Source organism: Streptomyces sp. NPDC007808, assembly GCF_042868655.1.
GTDB lineage: Bacteria > Actinomycetota > Actinomycetes > Streptomycetales > Streptomycetaceae > Streptomyces.
The window spans coordinates 645,195-659,047 of the sequence record NZ_JBIAEQ010000001.1; the positions used below are offsets into that span (position 1 = coordinate 645,195).

Below are 13,853 nucleotides of genomic sequence, written 5' to 3' on the forward strand. Positions count from 1 at the left end.
CCCGGTCTCCCATCCCTTCTCCATTTCCCGTGGTGCCTTCCTTCTCTTCGCGTGACCAGTCGGCGAGCCGTCAAACCGGCCTCGGGGGCCGAGGCGCGCAAAAGCGGCCAGAAGTGGCTGCGCGTGCCGCTACTCGCGCGAGCGCCGTGTGTTCAGGGGATTCGGGGGTAGGCGGCCGAACGCGAAACGCGGGTTCTGAAAATTCTTCGCTCGGCGATGCATCGAATCCGTCCGCCGGGGCACCCGTCCCGGTCGCCAACATCTGTGGGAGGTACTTGTGTCCGTTGCCCAGAATCCCTTGTCGATCAAGGTGGAACTGCCCCGGGAGGACGCCGTGCTGCTGACGGTCGAGGGCGACCTGGACATGGATACGGCAACCGAGTTGCAGCACCATCTGGCCAACCAGTTGCATCACGGCCGACGGCATTTCCTGCTCGATATCGCCGGCGTTCCCTTCATGGACTCGTCCGGTATGAACATCGTCCTGCGGGCCTACCAGGAGGTGCGGGAGATTCCGGGCGGTGTGTACGTCATCTCGCCCACGCCGGCCGTTCGGCGGATCCTGGATCTCACCGGGGTGAGTATCACCGTACCGATCGTGGGCAGTGTCGAGGAGGCGCTCGAAGTCGCGGACGCCGGACCGGTGGATCACGGGCCGACGACCCCGTCGCAGGAGTGAAGACGGCTTGCTGAAGAGGTAGTTCGAAGATCGCGTACCGCGCCCGCAGTGCAACAGTTGCCGTTTGACAACTATGGCCATGAGGCAACAGAGTGAGCGAGTCCAAGAGCGGGAGGGGTGTGGAACGTGCCGATCGGCAACGACGACAGTCTGCGTCGCCGCGCGGCCCGGGCGCGACCTCGTCCCGCTGTCGCGCCCGGGAGGGCGTGCGCCTCAGGCGGTCCTTGCGTCGGAGGCGTCCTCGCCCTCGTGGATCTGCGCGGCTGCCGTCGCGCAGAACGCTTCGAGGCCCTCCAGCAGGGCGGTCCGCTTCGTGGCCGGCATCTGCTCCAGGACGGACTGCAGTGCGGCCTCGCGCCGGGCGCGCAGCTCCGTCAGGAAGGTCCGTCCGCGTCGGCTCAGGCGCAGGCGCAGTTCGCGGCGGCTGGAGGCGCTGGGTCCGCGCTCCACGAAACCCACCGCCTGGAGGCGGTCGCACAGCCGGCTGGTCGACGGCGGCGTGGAGCCGAGAGCCTCGGCGAGGTTGCGCAGATTGATGCCGTCACTGTGTTCCAGGATGAACAGCACACGGATCTGGGAGGCGGACACCGGTGCCGTCGAGGCCCGACCCCACAAGACCTCCAGCAGCTCAGCGGCCTCCGAGGTCACACGCGCCACCTCGTCCGGCCGCGGATGCGAGTAGGAGGAAGTCACGCTCCCACTCTTTCAGGCTTCGCGGACACTGTCAGCCCACCGCTTCGGACAATACGCACACAGCGTTAAATACCGGCAAGAAGGTACCGACGGACGGCGTCCGCGGCAGCGGGGGGCCGGCGCCGTCACCGTGACGAGAATGGCGTATCCAACATCGTGAACAGATTCGTGGCAGCCGAGCGGGCGCTTCGCTCTGCCGCCCCGCACCAGCTGGTGGACGCGGTCCGCGAGGTACTGCGCGAGGCCTACGGGGCGAAGACCGTCCAGCTCTTCCTGGCCGACTACGGCCTCGCCACACTCCAGCCCGTGCAACCGGCTCCCGGCCCCCAGGAGTCGGTGTCCGTGCACGGCAGCCCCGCCGGACGGGCGTTCGGATCCCAGGAACCCTTCGTCCAGACGCCGGCCGACGGCGAGGTGCGCCTGCATCTGCCGGTGAGCGTACGCGGCGACCGGCTCGGCGTCCTGACCCTGACGATGCCCGCGGACCGGGCGGAGGAGCACCTGGCCGAACTGGCCGAGGTGGCGCAGGTGCTGGGCCACGAGGTGATCGTCGCCGACCGGGACACCGATCTGTACCGCCGGGCACGCCGGACCGACCGGCTCACCCTGGCGGCGGAGATGCAGTGGCAACTGCTGCCGGGCCGGTCCTGCAGCCGCCCCGAGTACGCACTCGGCGCCCAGCTGGAGCCCGCCTACGCGATCTTCGGCGACAACTTCGACTGGTCCACGAGCGCCGACCACCTGATGCTCTACATCACCAACGGGATGGGCCAGGGCATCGAGGCCGCACTCCTGACCAACCTGGGCATCAACGCGCTGCGCAACGCCCGGCGGGCCGGCCTGTCCCTCGCGGACCAGGCGGCCCTCGCCGACCAGGCCCTCTACGCCCAGTACCGCGGAGAGGCCCACCTGTCCGTGCTCCTGGTCGACCTCCACCTGCGCACGGGCCGGTTGCAGGTCGTCGATGCCGGCTCCCCGCGGATGCTGCGGCTGCGGGGCCGTAGTGTGACGTCCGTGGACTTCGAGGCGCAGCTCCCCCTGGGCATGTTCGAGGAGACCGACTACGTGGCCCAGGAGTTCGACGTCGAGCCCGGCGACCGGCTCGTCTTCGCCAGTGACGGGGTCTACTCCGTCGCCGCGCCCGGCGGTGAGCAGTACGGGGAGCGCGCGCTGGCCCGGGCCATCGCCTCCACCAGCCTGCTGCCCGCCGCCGAGGTCCCCCGAGCCGTCCTGAGAGAACTGTCCGGGCACCGCGGCACACCGGTGGCCGACGACGACGCGCTCGTGGCCTGTCTCGACTGGTTCGGGCCGCGGCAGGCCCCTTGACCGTACCGTCCGGCGCTCCCCGACGGCCGGGGCGGCGCCATCACGCAGGAGGAGGGAAGTACGTGCCGGAGCAGCAATCGGCAGAACATCAGACGGACTTGGCGCAGGAGGTGGCCACCTTCCTGCGCGAGCGGCGCGAGCAGATCGCCCAGCGGTGGGCCGACGCGGCGCTGTTCCGCACCGTGTTCACCGTGTCCCGGGACGAGGCGGTGGAAGCCGGCCGGACCGTGGTGGAGGCGCTGGCCGCGGTGGCCGCCGCGGGACGCGTGGAGGACGCGGAGGCCGACGGGTTCGCGGTCGTGCGCGAGCAGCTGGCGCGCATGGCGCAGGCGCGGGCCCGCGCCGGTGCCACCATGGCGCAGATCTCGGCGGAGATGGACGCGCTGCGACCGTCCGTCACCGACCTCCTGCTGGACGAGCTCTCCGACACGTCCGCCGAGCGGCTGCGGGAGTGCGCCACGGCACTGACCGTGCTGATGGGCACCCTGCGCCTGGTCATGCTGGAGACGACGACGGTCGCCGGGCAGGAACTCATCAACCGCCAGCGGCTGGAGCTGCTGGAGATCGCCACCCCGGTCATCAAGCTGTGGGAGGGCATCGTCGCCGTACCGCTGATCGGGACGCTCGACAGCGCCCGCAGCCAGGTGGTGATGGAGACGCTCCTGGACGCCGTCGTCGAGCAGAACGCCCGGATCGCGATCCTGGACATCACCGGGGTTCCGACGGTCGACTCCCTGGTGGCGCAGCACCTGATGAAGACGGTGGCGGCGGCGCGCCTGATGGGAGCGGAGTGCATAGTCTCCGGGATCCGGCCGGCCATCGCGCAGACCATCGTCCACCTCGGGATCGACCTCAGCTCGGTGCTCACCCGCGCCAGCCTCGCGGACGCACTGGCCTACGCACTCCAGCAGCAGGGCGCCCACATCGTGCCGAACCCCGCCTCGGCCGCGGAGCCCCGGTGACAGGCGCCTCCGTCTCCCCGTACGAAGGGCACGTTCCCGTACTGAGGCTCGGCGGAATACTGCTGGTGACCCTGCAGGGAGACCTGTACGACAGTACGGCGGAACAGCTTCAGCAGGACATCGGTGAGACCGTCTCCGACAGCACGGTCACCGGGGTGGTCATCGACCTCTCCGGGGTGGAGATCGTCGATTCGTTCATGGGCCGGGTGCTCAGCGACGTCGCGGCCATGACCAAGCTGCTGGCGGCTCAGACGGTGGTGGCGGGCATGCGGCCGGCGGTGGCCATCACCCTGGTGGAACTCGGCCTGACCCTGCCGGGGCTGCGGACCGCGCTCAACACCGAGGACGCCATGCGCCTGCTCGGCGCCCAGGTGTCGGCCCTGCCCCGCAACGGGCGCGCACGCCGGGAGAGCCCGTGACCCACAGCACCGGCAGGGTCTCCGCCTGCCTGCCGATCCACTCGGACCTGGACCTGGTGCGAGTGCGGCAGCACGTGCGGCAGATGACCGCCCAACTCGGGTTCGGTCTGGTGGAGCAGACCAAGCTCGTCACCGCCGCCAGCGAGCTGGCCCGCAACGCCCTCGTCCACGGCGGCGGCGGCCAGATGGAGTGCACGCCGGTGACCAGCGGCAGCGGGGCACAGGGACTGCGTCTCGTCTTCAGCGACGAGGGACCCGGCATCGCGGACCTGGACCAGGCCCTGTCCGACGGCTACACCTCCGGTGAGGGCCTCGGGATGGGCCTGGGCGGTGCCCGGCGCCTGGTCCACGAGTTCTCCGTCGACAGCCGACGCGGCATGGGCACCACCGTTACGGTGACCTCATGGACGTCCCGGCCACCCCGCCCACGCGAGGCGCCTTGATGCCGCGCGTCTGGGAGGTGCCGGTGCACGACTCGACCCGGGTCCGCGACGTCCGGGTGGCGGCCGCCGACGCGGCCGGGCACGCCGGGCTGGCCGGGGACCGGGTCGCCGCCGCCGAGCTGGTGGCCACCGAACTCGCCACCAACCTGCTGAAGCACGCCGGTGGCGGGCGGATACTGCTCGACCTCGTGGAGCCGGCCGTCCCGGCCTACGGCGACGAGCGCACGCCCCTGGTGCAGATCGTGGCGATCGACCACGGGCCGGGCATACGTGACACCTCCGTGGCCCTGCGCGACGGCTACTCGACCGCCGCCTCCCTCGGCGCCGGTCTCGGCACCTGTCTGCGTACGGCCGACGACTTCGGCCTGCACAGCGCACCCGGGCGGGGAACGGTCGCCCTGGCCAGGATCACCTCCCGCCCGAACCGCCGCACCCAGGGCCCGCGCTCCGGGCCGTTCCCGGTACGGGTCGGCGGGATCAACCTGCCACTCGCGGAAGCGGAGTTCTCCGGTGACGCCTGGACGGCCGTCCGCACGGGGGACCGCGTGACACTGATGCTGGCCGACGGCCTCGGTCACGGCCCCCAGGCGGCACGGGCCTCCTCCGCGGCGGTGGAGGAGGTGCGGTCCGCTCCCCACCTGCCGCCGGCGGACCTGCTGCGGCGGCTGCACGGCGCCCTGCGCGGAACCAGGGGCGCGGCCGTGGCCGTGGCCCAGCTCGACCTCGACACCGGGCAGCTGTCCTTCGCCGGGGTCGGCAACATCGGCGCCCGGCTGCTCCGCGGCGACAGCTGGCACGGACTCGTCTCGCGCCCCGGCATCGTGGGCGCCCACCTCCCCACGCACCTGCCGCCGCAACGGCAGCCCTGGACGGACGACTGCCTCCTGGTCCTGCACAGCGACGGACTGCCCAGCCGCTGGAGCCCCGGCCCGGCCGTCGCCCCCTCGTCCCTCGACCCCGCCGTGATCGCCGCCTCGATCGTGCGGGACGCCAGCAGCCCCGCCCGGCCGGTACGTGACGACACCGCCGTCGTCGTGCTGAGCCCCTTCCCCTGGGACCGCTCCTCATGATCCGCACCTGGTACGTCCGCACCATCACGGACGCCGCGCAGGCCCGTATCGTCACGGCACGGCTGGCCGCCGCATGCGCGGTGACCACCGTCGAGCGCACCCGGCTGGTGGCGGCGCTCACCGCGCAGCTGCGGCAGTGCCTCACCAAGGGCGGCGAGTGGCGGGTCGACGTGGAAGTGGTCGTATCACCTCCGGGGGGCGAGTTCCGCGTCGAGGTGACACCGGCGAAGCGGCGGCCGGAGGACCGCCGGCCGGCATGGCGCGTCTCCGTCCCCTGCGCCGAGGACGCCGACCTCTCCGGCGACGAACACGCCGACGACGACCCGGCGACGCTGGCCGAAGCCCTGTTCGGCGCCGACGAGGACGCGGCACTGCTGCTGGAGCGGCTCGACGAGCAGGAGGCTCTGGTCGCGTTCCACCGCGAGGAACTGCACCAGACCAACCAGGGCGTACTGGCGCTGCACGCCGAGCTGGACGCCGCCGGGCGCGCCCAGCGCGAGCTGTTCGCCGCCGAGCAGAAGGCCCGCAAGGAGGCGGAGAACGCCCGCGGCCGGCTGACCTTCCTCGCCGACGCCAGCGCGGCCCTGACGGCTTCGCTCAACCACGAGGCCATCGTGCGGCTGCTGCCCACACTGCTGGTGCCGCGGTACGCGCGCACCGTCGACGTCTGGCTGTTCGACGGTGTGGACGAGGCGCGACGCAGCGGTCCGCGTCCGGCCGCCGCCGTCGTCGCGGCCCGCCGCGGACGCCCCCAGTACGCCGCCGACCACCCCGGCAACCTGCCCGGCGTCGACGACCAGCCGCCCTCGGCCCTCGACCCCGGCCGCCCCCTGCTGTGCATCCCCCTGCTCAGCCGCCGGGCCTCGCAGGGCGTCCTCACGCTCTCGCCGCCCGACGAGCGCTGGGACCCGGACGACGCCGTGATGCTGATCGAACTGACCCGGCGGGCCAGTATCGCCCTGGAGAACGCCCGGCGCTTCGAGCACAACCGGGACATCGCCGAGACGCTGCAACGCGCCCTGCTCACCGAGCTGCCCACCACACCGGGCCTGAGCCTGGCGGCGCGCTATCTCCCGGCCACCCGGGGCCTGAACATCGGCGGCGACTGGTACGACGCCTTCCGCCAGCCCGACGGCAGCCTCATCACCGTCGTCGGAGACGTCACCGGGCACGGGCTGCACGCCGCCGTGATGATGAGCCAGCTGCGCACCGCCCTGCGCGCCTACGCCGTGGACGGCAGCAGCCCCGGCCACCTCCTGACCCGGTTGCACGAGTTCCTGCACCGACTGCGCCTCGACCTCTACGCCACCGCGGTCATCGCCCGCGTCCACCCGGACGAGGCCACCCTCACCTGGGCCGCCGCGGGTCATCCGCCACCGGTGCTGCGCTCCGCCGACGGCCGGGTGCGGACGCTGGACGCCAAGCCCGGCGCGATGCTCGGCATCCCGCTCAAGCAGCAGATCCGCGACCACACGGAGCCGCTCCCGCCCGGATCCACGCTGGCGCTGTACACCGACGGGCTGGTGGAGCGCCGCTCCCGCGGGATAGACCCCGGCATCGAGCGTCTCGCCGAGGTGCTGGGCGAGTTCGGCCCGGCCGAACTCGACGAGGATCTGGAGGGCTCGGCCGACCGGCTGCTGCACCCGCTGCTGCACGACTCCGAACACGACGACGACGTCTGCCTGTTGCTCTGCCATGTGCGCGGCGACGCGCGGCGGCCCGGGACGCCGGAGCCCTGAGCGGGGCCCTCAGCGTTCGCCGCCGGCGTCCGCACCGGGCTCGGGGTTCTCGCTCTCGGCGCCGGGAACCGGGTCGGCCGGGAGCCCTTCGTCGTGAAAGGCGCGCAGCATCTGCTCCAGCCGCAGGCGTTGGGCAGGGGCGACGCCGTCGAAGACGTCGGCCAGGTTCAGCGACAGCCGCTCGGTGACGTCCGCGAGGAACCGCTGTCCCTGGAGCGTGACCTCCAGGCGTACCTCGCGCCGGTCGTCGTGCTGTGCGTGGCGCCGCAGCAGCCCGGCGCTTTCGAGACGGTCGCACAGACGGCTGGCGGTGGGCAGCCCGATGCGCAGATGCTCGGCGAGGGCGGTGACGTTGAGCGTGGGCTGACGCCGCACGGCCCGCAGAGCACGTACCTGGCGGGGCGGCAGGCGCGGACGAACGTCGTCGACAGCCGCGAACCACAGCGTCACCAGGTTCTCCACGGCTTCGACCATCTGCCGGCCCACGACTTCGGAAGGGATCTCGGGATCAGGTTCCCGCCGCATGGCCGTCATCCTCCGAAGGCCGGTGTCGATTCCCCACCCGAGCGCCCGGACAGCCTTGCAGCGATACGCACGAACAATTCTCTCTCGGTCGACTCCGGCCAGGGCTCCATCAACGCATCGCCCTACCCGAAGCGACGGAGACTACACGGACATGGCGCGGACGTGCGCGATATCGCCACGCCGACCGTCGGCCGCACGCGCCCCGGGCGGCCTCAGCCGGGTTCCCCCTGGCGCTCGCGGCCCCGGGCGACGCGCTGTCCGCCCCGTGCGAAGAAGTCGGAGCGGGGGAGGATCGCCGCGCCGACGGTGACCGCGTCCGGACCGATCTCGCCGAGGCCGATCGCGGCGCGCTAAGGCTTCACTCACCTGGGCCGGTTCGCCGCGTACTACCGCGAGGCATTATGGGCAGGTGCCGTCCCGCACCGCCGAAAGGCGCTGGACCCTGCTGGTTCGAGGCGTACTCAGGACCGTTTCACGAATGGATTCCGGCATTCCCGGGGGCTTGTTTCCATTCCGAGGGTGTATCCACCGGGGCGTGAAAGGCCCAGTCCGTTCCGGCCATCCGATATGCGCGGAACACTCGGCGGGGAACGGATAGACGGCGGTCGCCCACCATTCATACGTTGTAACCAAGCTCAGAACACGGCATTTCCCGATGAGCTTTCTCCTACCCCGGCCTGAAAGGCGCAGCATGTCCTTGCAGAAAGACAAGAACCGGAAGACGCGCCGGAACCAGAGGGGTCGGCTGACCCTGCGCGGCCTCGCCCTTGCGGGCGCGGGGGCCGTTCTGGTGACCGCGATGTCCGCCGCGCCTGCATCCGCCGCCTCTGGATCAGGCGCCCGCCGGATTCAGTGGGGCACGGGCATCCTGGGCGTCCAATGGGACGCCCAGTCGCCCAGGTTCCTCAACACGATCAGCGGGAGCTTCCTCTCTGCCACGGGCGTGGGCAATCCACGCCTCCACGTCCGGGTCCTGGACGCCCAGAACAAGGAGATGTTCGGCAGGGACCGCTCGTGGAGCGGCAACCGGCGCGACGAGCTCGCCACGTTCGAGGTCACGGTCCTCATGCCCCGCGACGCCGCGCGCGTCTGCGCCACCCTCTACGAAGCGGGCGGCTACATGGACACCGCTTGCTCCCCGGTCTACTTCTGAGCCCGGCACGCATCGGCCCGGATCGTTCGTCCCCTCTCCGAAAGGAACAACGACACTGTGAAGCGCATGGCCGCCGCGATGGCCGCGGGAATCGTCCTGGCGGGAACCGCCTCCGCCTCCGCCTCCGCGGCCGAGGCCGCCGACATCCGGACAGTTTGCCAGTCGACCACGCTTTTCGTGTCCCACGAGTTGTGTGTGACCTTCCAGAACGTGGCCGACGCCGACGTCGAGAAAATGGAAGTTCGTGCCACCACCAGCACCGGCAGGGGCCACTGGGAGCTGTTCGGCCCGCGTGGCACCATCAGAAACAGCTACGACGGGGAATGGAAGAACATCACGCACTCCTGGTCCGGATACCAGGACGGTGCGAACGGTGACCTGTGGTGCGCGGTCTTCTGGAAGGACATGGGCGGCGGGAGCGGCTACATCAAGGGCACCCAGCCGCTGTGCGTGAAGGCGACCAACCGGTGGTGAGTAGCCTTGGCACCTGGAGCATGTCTCTTTGATGGATTGGTCGGTTGATCGGATCTGTCCGTCCGATCAATGATCACCGATGCGATGTGGGACCGGATCGAGCCGCTGATGCCGGCCGATCCGGTCCGCGTGCGGCGACGTGCCGACCACCACCGCCGCACGCTCGAAGCCATCGCGTGGGAGTACCGCACCGACTCGCCCTGACGGGACGTCCCCATTGAGCTCGGCTCCTTAGTGCGGACTCCGGATTCTCCGGGGTCCGTTCATGAAACGGTGCTGAGTACACCCCGAACCGGCGGGCTCTGTGGCCTTCTGGCGGTGTGGGACGGTACCTGCCCGTACGCCTCGCGGTAGTACGCGGCGAACCGGCTCAGGTGGGTGAAGCCCCAGCGCGTCGCGACCTCGGCGACCGTCTCGGAGGCGGAACCGTCCGCGATGCGCAGCAGGTCCTGGTGTGCCCGGTCCAGCCGTACGCGCCGCAGGTGGGCCGACGGGGTGGTTCCGAGATCGATCCGAAAGCGGTCCTGCAGGGTTCGGGGACTGACGCGCGCCGCGGCGGCCATGTCCGCGACCGACACCGACTCACCCGCGTGTTGCTCGCAGTAGGCCATGGCCCGTCGCACGGCACGCGGCAGCGCCGGACGGGCTTCCGTGGGGTGGGTGGTGGGGTGGTCGTGCAGGGGGTGGGCGGTGGAGTGGTCGTGCGGCTGGAGGTCCTGCTGGCCGTGCGCGAGGGCCTGTTCGGAGTGTGTGCCGGACAGCGGTGAGCGGGCCGCGAGCGGTGGCGCGGTGATCGGAGCGAAGACGCGCGCGGTGCCTGAGCACACGGCCTCCGCCGGGTCGCCGTCCGCGAGGGTGGAGGCGAACCGCAGGGCGGAAGCGAACCGTAAGGCGGGGGTGAGCCACAGCGTGGGGGTGAACGGCAGGGCGGGTGCGGGCGGTTCACCGGTCCGCAAGGGGAGCGCGTTGGCCACCGCCGCCCGCGGCAGACACAGGATGAGGGTGTCCGCCCCGGCCGACAAGGACGTGCCCAGGGCCATCCCGCACCCGGCGACCGACCACGGCGCGTTGGGCTGACGGAGCACCACCAGGGTCACGCCCGTCAGCGCGCCGGCCCCCGAGCCCGGCTCCCAGAAGGCGTTGTACATCTCCGCGGTGACGATGGGCAGGGCGGAGCCCCGTTTCCCTGCCTGGCACGCGTGGGTGGGCGGCACGAGCAGCGCTGACACAGTGTGAGCCTCTCCTTCTCCCCGGACCTGCGACGGGGACACACAGGAGGCTCACATCGGTCCGTGACCGGTCCGTCCGGCGAATGTGACCGGACCATGACCGTTCCTCACCCGTCGCCGTCACACCGCTCGACGGCGGCCGGCCTCGGTTCTTCGGCGGCGGTGCGAGCCTCCAGCGCCCGCAGCACGGCCACCATGTCCTCGCCACCATGGCCTTGTGCCACGGTCTCGGCGAAGAGGGAGTGGCAGACGTCGAGGAGCGGAGAGGCCAGGCCGGCCTGCCGGGCGGCCCCGGCGATCAGCCGGTTGTTCTTCAGGACGTCCCTGGCCGCCGCCTGCACGGCGAAGTCGCGGGACACCAGTTTCGCCCCCTTCACGCGGGAGACGGCGCTGGACATCGGGCCCGCGTCCAGGACGTCCCGGAGCAGCCGCTGGTCGAGCCCGTGCCGGTCGGCGAAGTGGAACGCCTCCGTCAGACCGGTGACGAGCGTGATCAGGAACAGGTTGACCGCGAACTTCATCAACAGGGCGCCAGGGACGCCACCGCAGTCGAACGCCTCACGACACATCGGTGTGAGCAGCGGCCGTACGGCCGTCACAGCGGCCGCCTCCCCGGCCAGCATCGCCACCAACTGCCCCTGCTCCGCCGGGATGCGGGATCCCGAGACCGGGGCCTCGACGTAACAGCCACCCGCGTCACGGATGTCGTCACCCAGAGCGCGCGAGTGCTCCGGCGAGGTCGTGCCCATGTGGACCACGGTGCGTCCGGCGACGTGCGCGGCGAAGCGGGGGGTGCCGCGCGCCAACACCGCGTCCAGGGCGGCCTCGTCGGCCAGCATGAGCATCACCGTGCCGGCCCGGTCGAAGACCTCCCCGGGGTTCGCCGCGACCACGGCACCGGCGTCGCGCAGGGGCTCGCATCCTGCCGCGGTGCGGTTCCAGACCACGAGGGGTGTGCCCGCGCGGGCGAGGTTGAGCGCCATGGGCCGGCCCATGACCCCGAGACCGATGAAACCCACGTACGTCACTGTGCACCGCCGTTTCCGCCTAGTGCTCCGCCTGCGCCGGAAGGCCGAGGCCCAGCCGCGGCCCGACTATGACAGCGGTCATAGTAGCCCCGGCTATGACGGCGGTCATAGAGTGGCGTCGCACCGTCCGAGCAGTGGGAGGCCGGGACATGGCAGCGTCCGAGCGGGGGCCGCGCGAGCGGATGGTCTTCAGCGCGGCCCAGCTCATCCGGCGCGACGGCGTCGCCGCCACCGGGATGCGTGACGTCGCCGCCCACGCCGGGGCACCACGCGGTTCGCTCCAGCACTACTTTCCCGGCGGCAAGGAGCAACTCGTCAACGAGGCGGTGGGTTGGGCCGGGCGGTACGCGGCCAGGCGGGTCGAGCGGTTCCTGGCCGCGCTGGACGAGCCGACGCCCAGCGGGCTGTTCGCCGAGATGGTGCGGCAGTGGACCGACGAGTACGAGCGGGGTGGCTTCGCGGGAGGCTGTCCGGTCGCCGCCGCCACCGTGGACTGCTCGCAGAGCACGGTCTCCGCACAGGAGGCCGCGTCCGCCGCCTTCGGCACCTGGAACGACGCGGTGGCCGGGGCGCTGTCGGGCATGGGCGTACCGCGGGAGCGGGCAGCACCGCTCGCCACGGTCATGATCAGTGCCCTGGAGGGAGCGATCCTGCTCGCCCGGGCCGAGCGCGACGTCCGCGCCCTGACGACCGTGGCCCGCGAACTCGGGCCCCTGCTCGACGCCGCGGTGGAGCGGGACCCTGACCGTCCACCGCCGGGCGAGAGCCCGTGACCGTCCCCGCGGCCGGGAATCGGCGCCCCGGCACCGGTGTTGTCGTACGGCATGACGACGAATGATCGACTCGGGGACGTGCTCCACTACACCGCGTTCTCGTCCCACCCGGACGGCGGCAACCCGGCGGGCGTGGTGCTGGACGCCTCCGGTCTCGACGACACCGCGATGGCGGCCATCGCCGCCGACGTGGGGTACAGCGAGTCGGCGTTCCTGACCGGCCCGCCCGAGGGACTGGCCGGGACGCCGGGGCGGGCCTTCACCATCCGCTACTTCAGCCCGCGGGCCGAGGTGCCCTTCTGCGGCCACGCCACCATCGCGACCGCCGTGGCACTGGCCGAGCGGATCGGCCCCGGAGACCTGGTCTTCGCCACCCGCGCGGGCACGGTGCCGGTGACGGTCACACGTGAGGCGGACGGCACGCTCCGGGCGACGTTGACGAGTGTCGAGCCCCGGATCGAGGAGATCGGCCCGGAGGAACTTGCCGAGGCCCTTGCGGCCCTGGGCTGGCCGCCGGCCGATTTGGACCCGCGGTTGCCGGCCCGTATCGCCTTCGCGGGCGCCCGGCACCTGGTGCTCGGTGCCGGCAGCAGGGAGCGGCTCGCCGACCTCTCCTACGACTTCGAGCGGCTCGCCGCCCTGATGGGGAAGCTGGACCTGACCACGGTGCAGCTGGTGTGGCGGGCCTCGGACACCGTCTTCCACGTCCGGGACCCCTTCCCGGTCGGGGGCGTCGTCGAGGACCCGGCGACCGGTGCCGCGGCCGCCGCGTTCGGGGCCTACGCGCGGGAACTCGCCCTGGTTCCGGCGGAGTCGGTCCTCACCCTGCACCAGGGCGAGGACATGGGCCGGCCGAGCGTGCTGACCGTGACCCTGCACGCCGGTGACCCGAAGGTGCGGGTCGGCGGCGCGGGCGCACGCATGCCGCGGTGACCGGGCGGTCGACCGGTTGCCGGCCGGGACGCCGCGGGGGCCTGCTACGGCGACCCCGCTCGCGGGGGCTCCGGACGCCCCGGGACTGAACGGGCCCTGGCCCAGCTGCTCCCCGATGCCGCCGAGTTGAGGGCTCCGCGCCGGCGACTCGGCGGTCCGGCCGCTGCCCGAGGTCGAGTGGTGGGCGCCGCCGGATCCCGCGGGCGGAAGTGCTCGCCGCCGTCGACGCGGGGTGACCCGGGCCCCGGAGGACGCGGGGTGACCCGGGCCCCGGAGCACGAGCGGCCCCGAGCCCGGCCCGTAGGTCACATCCCGTCGCGCACCATCCTCGTGCCGGCCGCGGCGCGAGGAGCGGGACCGTCCCCTTCCTGAACTCCTGCCGGTACGGGGACTGGTGTCCGGAGCGG

At 71.9% G+C, this 13,853-nt stretch carries 15 protein-coding genes and 2 pseudogenes; 12 read left to right on the forward strand and 5 right to left on the reverse strand.

Going from position 1 to position 13,853, the window contains the following annotated elements:
- The first annotated feature begins 277 nt into the window (after positions 1-277).
- Positions 278-679 carry an STAS domain-containing protein gene (locus tag ACFYNL_RS02865; protein WP_388795397.1) on the forward strand — a complete coding sequence of 134 codons (402 nt, stop codon included), beginning with the start codon at positions 278-280 and terminating at the stop codon, positions 677-679.
- A gap of 213 nt (positions 680-892) precedes the next feature.
- Here the strand turns inward: ACFYNL_RS02865 and ACFYNL_RS02870 are convergent, their stop codons facing one another.
- Positions 893-1,372 carry a MarR family winged helix-turn-helix transcriptional regulator gene (locus tag ACFYNL_RS02870; RefSeq protein WP_388795400.1) on the reverse strand — a complete coding sequence of 160 codons (480 nt, stop codon included), beginning with the start codon at positions 1,370-1,372 and terminating at the stop codon, positions 893-895.
- A 156-nt stretch (positions 1,373-1,528) separates the two neighbouring features.
- Here ACFYNL_RS02870 and ACFYNL_RS02875 point away from each other — a divergent pair, with 156 nt between their 5' ends.
- The 6 genes from ACFYNL_RS02875 to ACFYNL_RS02900 all read left to right on the forward strand — a co-directional run bounded on the left by ACFYNL_RS02875 (position 1,529) and on the right by ACFYNL_RS02900 (position 7,331).
- Entirely contained in the window at positions 1,529-2,698 is a 1,170-nt protein-coding gene (locus tag ACFYNL_RS02875; RefSeq protein WP_388795403.1) for a PP2C family protein-serine/threonine phosphatase, read from the forward strand.
- Between the two features lie 62 nt (positions 2,699-2,760).
- Positions 2,761-3,660 (forward strand): STAS domain-containing protein, encoded by a 900-nt coding sequence (locus ACFYNL_RS02880; protein WP_388795406.1) that lies wholly within the window; start codon positions 2,761-2,763, stop codon positions 3,658-3,660.
- On the forward strand, positions 3,657-4,079 hold the full coding sequence (locus tag ACFYNL_RS02885; RefSeq protein WP_388795409.1) for an STAS domain-containing protein: 423 nt from the start codon (positions 3,657-3,659) through the stop codon (positions 4,077-4,079). The genes ACFYNL_RS02880 and ACFYNL_RS02885 overlap by 4 nt, the downstream gene beginning before the upstream one ends.
- Positions 4,076-4,522, forward strand: coding sequence for an anti-sigma regulatory factor (locus ACFYNL_RS02890; protein WP_388795412.1), 447 nt, complete (start codon positions 4,076-4,078; stop codon positions 4,520-4,522). The genes ACFYNL_RS02885 and ACFYNL_RS02890 overlap by 4 nt, the downstream gene beginning before the upstream one ends.
- Entirely contained in the window at positions 4,522-5,592 is a 1,071-nt protein-coding gene (locus tag ACFYNL_RS02895) for a SpoIIE family protein phosphatase (RefSeq protein WP_388797260.1), read from the forward strand. The genes ACFYNL_RS02890 and ACFYNL_RS02895 overlap by 1 nt, the downstream gene beginning before the upstream one ends.
- Complete coding sequence (locus ACFYNL_RS02900; protein ID WP_388795415.1) at positions 5,589-7,331, forward strand: PP2C family protein-serine/threonine phosphatase; 1,743 nt, start codon at positions 5,589-5,591, stop codon at positions 7,329-7,331. Before ACFYNL_RS02895 ends, ACFYNL_RS02900 begins: the two co-directional genes overlap by 4 nt.
- A 9-nt stretch (positions 7,332-7,340) precedes the next feature.
- Here ACFYNL_RS02900 and ACFYNL_RS02905 read toward each other — a convergent pair whose 3' ends face one another.
- On the reverse strand, positions 7,341-7,856 hold the full coding sequence (locus ACFYNL_RS02905) for a MarR family winged helix-turn-helix transcriptional regulator (protein WP_388795418.1): 516 nt from the start codon (positions 7,854-7,856) through the stop codon (positions 7,341-7,343).
- A 212-nt stretch (positions 7,857-8,068) separates the two neighbouring features.
- Positions 8,069-8,206: pseudogene (locus tag ACFYNL_RS02910) on the reverse strand (sugar kinase); the annotation flags it as partial.
- A gap of 341 nt (positions 8,207-8,547) precedes the next feature.
- On the opposite strand from ACFYNL_RS02910, the gene ACFYNL_RS02915 reads away from it, so the two are divergent.
- The 3 genes and pseudogenes from ACFYNL_RS02915 to ACFYNL_RS02925 form a co-directional block, all read left to right on the forward strand.
- On the forward strand, positions 8,548-9,009 hold the full coding sequence (locus ACFYNL_RS02915; RefSeq protein WP_388795421.1) for a hypothetical protein: 462 nt from the start codon (positions 8,548-8,550) through the stop codon (positions 9,007-9,009).
- A gap of 57 nt (positions 9,010-9,066) precedes the next feature.
- Entirely contained in the window at positions 9,067-9,483 is a 417-nt protein-coding gene (locus tag ACFYNL_RS02920; protein WP_388795425.1) for a hypothetical protein, read from the forward strand.
- Between the two features lie 54 nt (positions 9,484-9,537).
- Positions 9,538-9,684: pseudogene (locus ACFYNL_RS02925) on the forward strand (transposase); the annotation flags it as partial.
- Between the two features lie 62 nt (positions 9,685-9,746).
- Here ACFYNL_RS02925 and ACFYNL_RS02930 read toward each other — a convergent pair.
- Both ACFYNL_RS02930 and ACFYNL_RS02935 read right to left on the reverse strand, forming a co-directional pair.
- Positions 9,747-10,712, reverse strand: a complete 966-nt coding sequence (locus tag ACFYNL_RS02930; RefSeq protein WP_388795428.1) for a helix-turn-helix transcriptional regulator — start codon at positions 10,710-10,712, stop codon at positions 9,747-9,749.
- A 107-nt stretch (positions 10,713-10,819) separates the two neighbouring features.
- The gene (locus ACFYNL_RS02935) at positions 10,820-11,740 is read right to left on the reverse strand and encodes an NAD(P)-dependent oxidoreductase (RefSeq protein ID WP_388795431.1); all 921 of its coding nucleotides are present in this window, start codon (positions 11,738-11,740) and stop codon (positions 10,820-10,822) included.
- Positions 11,741-11,889: 149 nt separating this feature from the next.
- Here ACFYNL_RS02935 and ACFYNL_RS02940 point away from each other — a divergent pair, with 149 nt between their 5' ends.
- Complete coding sequence (locus ACFYNL_RS02940; protein ID WP_388795434.1) at positions 11,890-12,513, forward strand: TetR/AcrR family transcriptional regulator; 624 nt, start codon at positions 11,890-11,892, stop codon at positions 12,511-12,513.
- Between the two features lie 51 nt (positions 12,514-12,564).
- Positions 12,565-13,446 (forward strand): PhzF family phenazine biosynthesis protein, encoded by an 882-nt coding sequence (locus tag ACFYNL_RS02945; RefSeq protein ID WP_388795437.1) that lies wholly within the window; start codon positions 12,565-12,567, stop codon positions 13,444-13,446.
- The last annotated feature ends 407 nt before the right edge of the window (positions 13,447-13,853 follow it).

What these genes read in the sequence shown, in the direction of transcription:
- ACFYNL_RS02905 (WP_388795418.1), bottom strand. Translation starts at nt 7,856, where the DNA reads ATGCGGCGGGAACCTGATCCCGAGATCCCTTCCGAAGTCGTGGGCCGG.
- ACFYNL_RS02945 (WP_388795437.1), top strand. Translation starts at nt 12,565, where the DNA reads ATGACGACGAATGATCGACTCGGGGACGTGCTCCACTACACCGCGTTC.
- ACFYNL_RS02895 (WP_388797260.1), top strand. Translation starts at nt 4,522, where the DNA reads ATGCCGCGCGTCTGGGAGGTGCCGGTGCACGACTCGACCCGGGTCCGC.
- ACFYNL_RS02940 (WP_388795434.1), top strand. Translation starts at nt 11,890, where the DNA reads ATGGCAGCGTCCGAGCGGGGGCCGCGCGAGCGGATGGTCTTCAGCGCG.
- ACFYNL_RS02915 (WP_388795421.1), top strand. Translation starts at nt 8,548, where the DNA reads ATGTCCTTGCAGAAAGACAAGAACCGGAAGACGCGCCGGAACCAGAGG.
- ACFYNL_RS02900 (WP_388795415.1), top strand. Translation starts at nt 5,589, where the DNA reads ATGATCCGCACCTGGTACGTCCGCACCATCACGGACGCCGCGCAGGCC.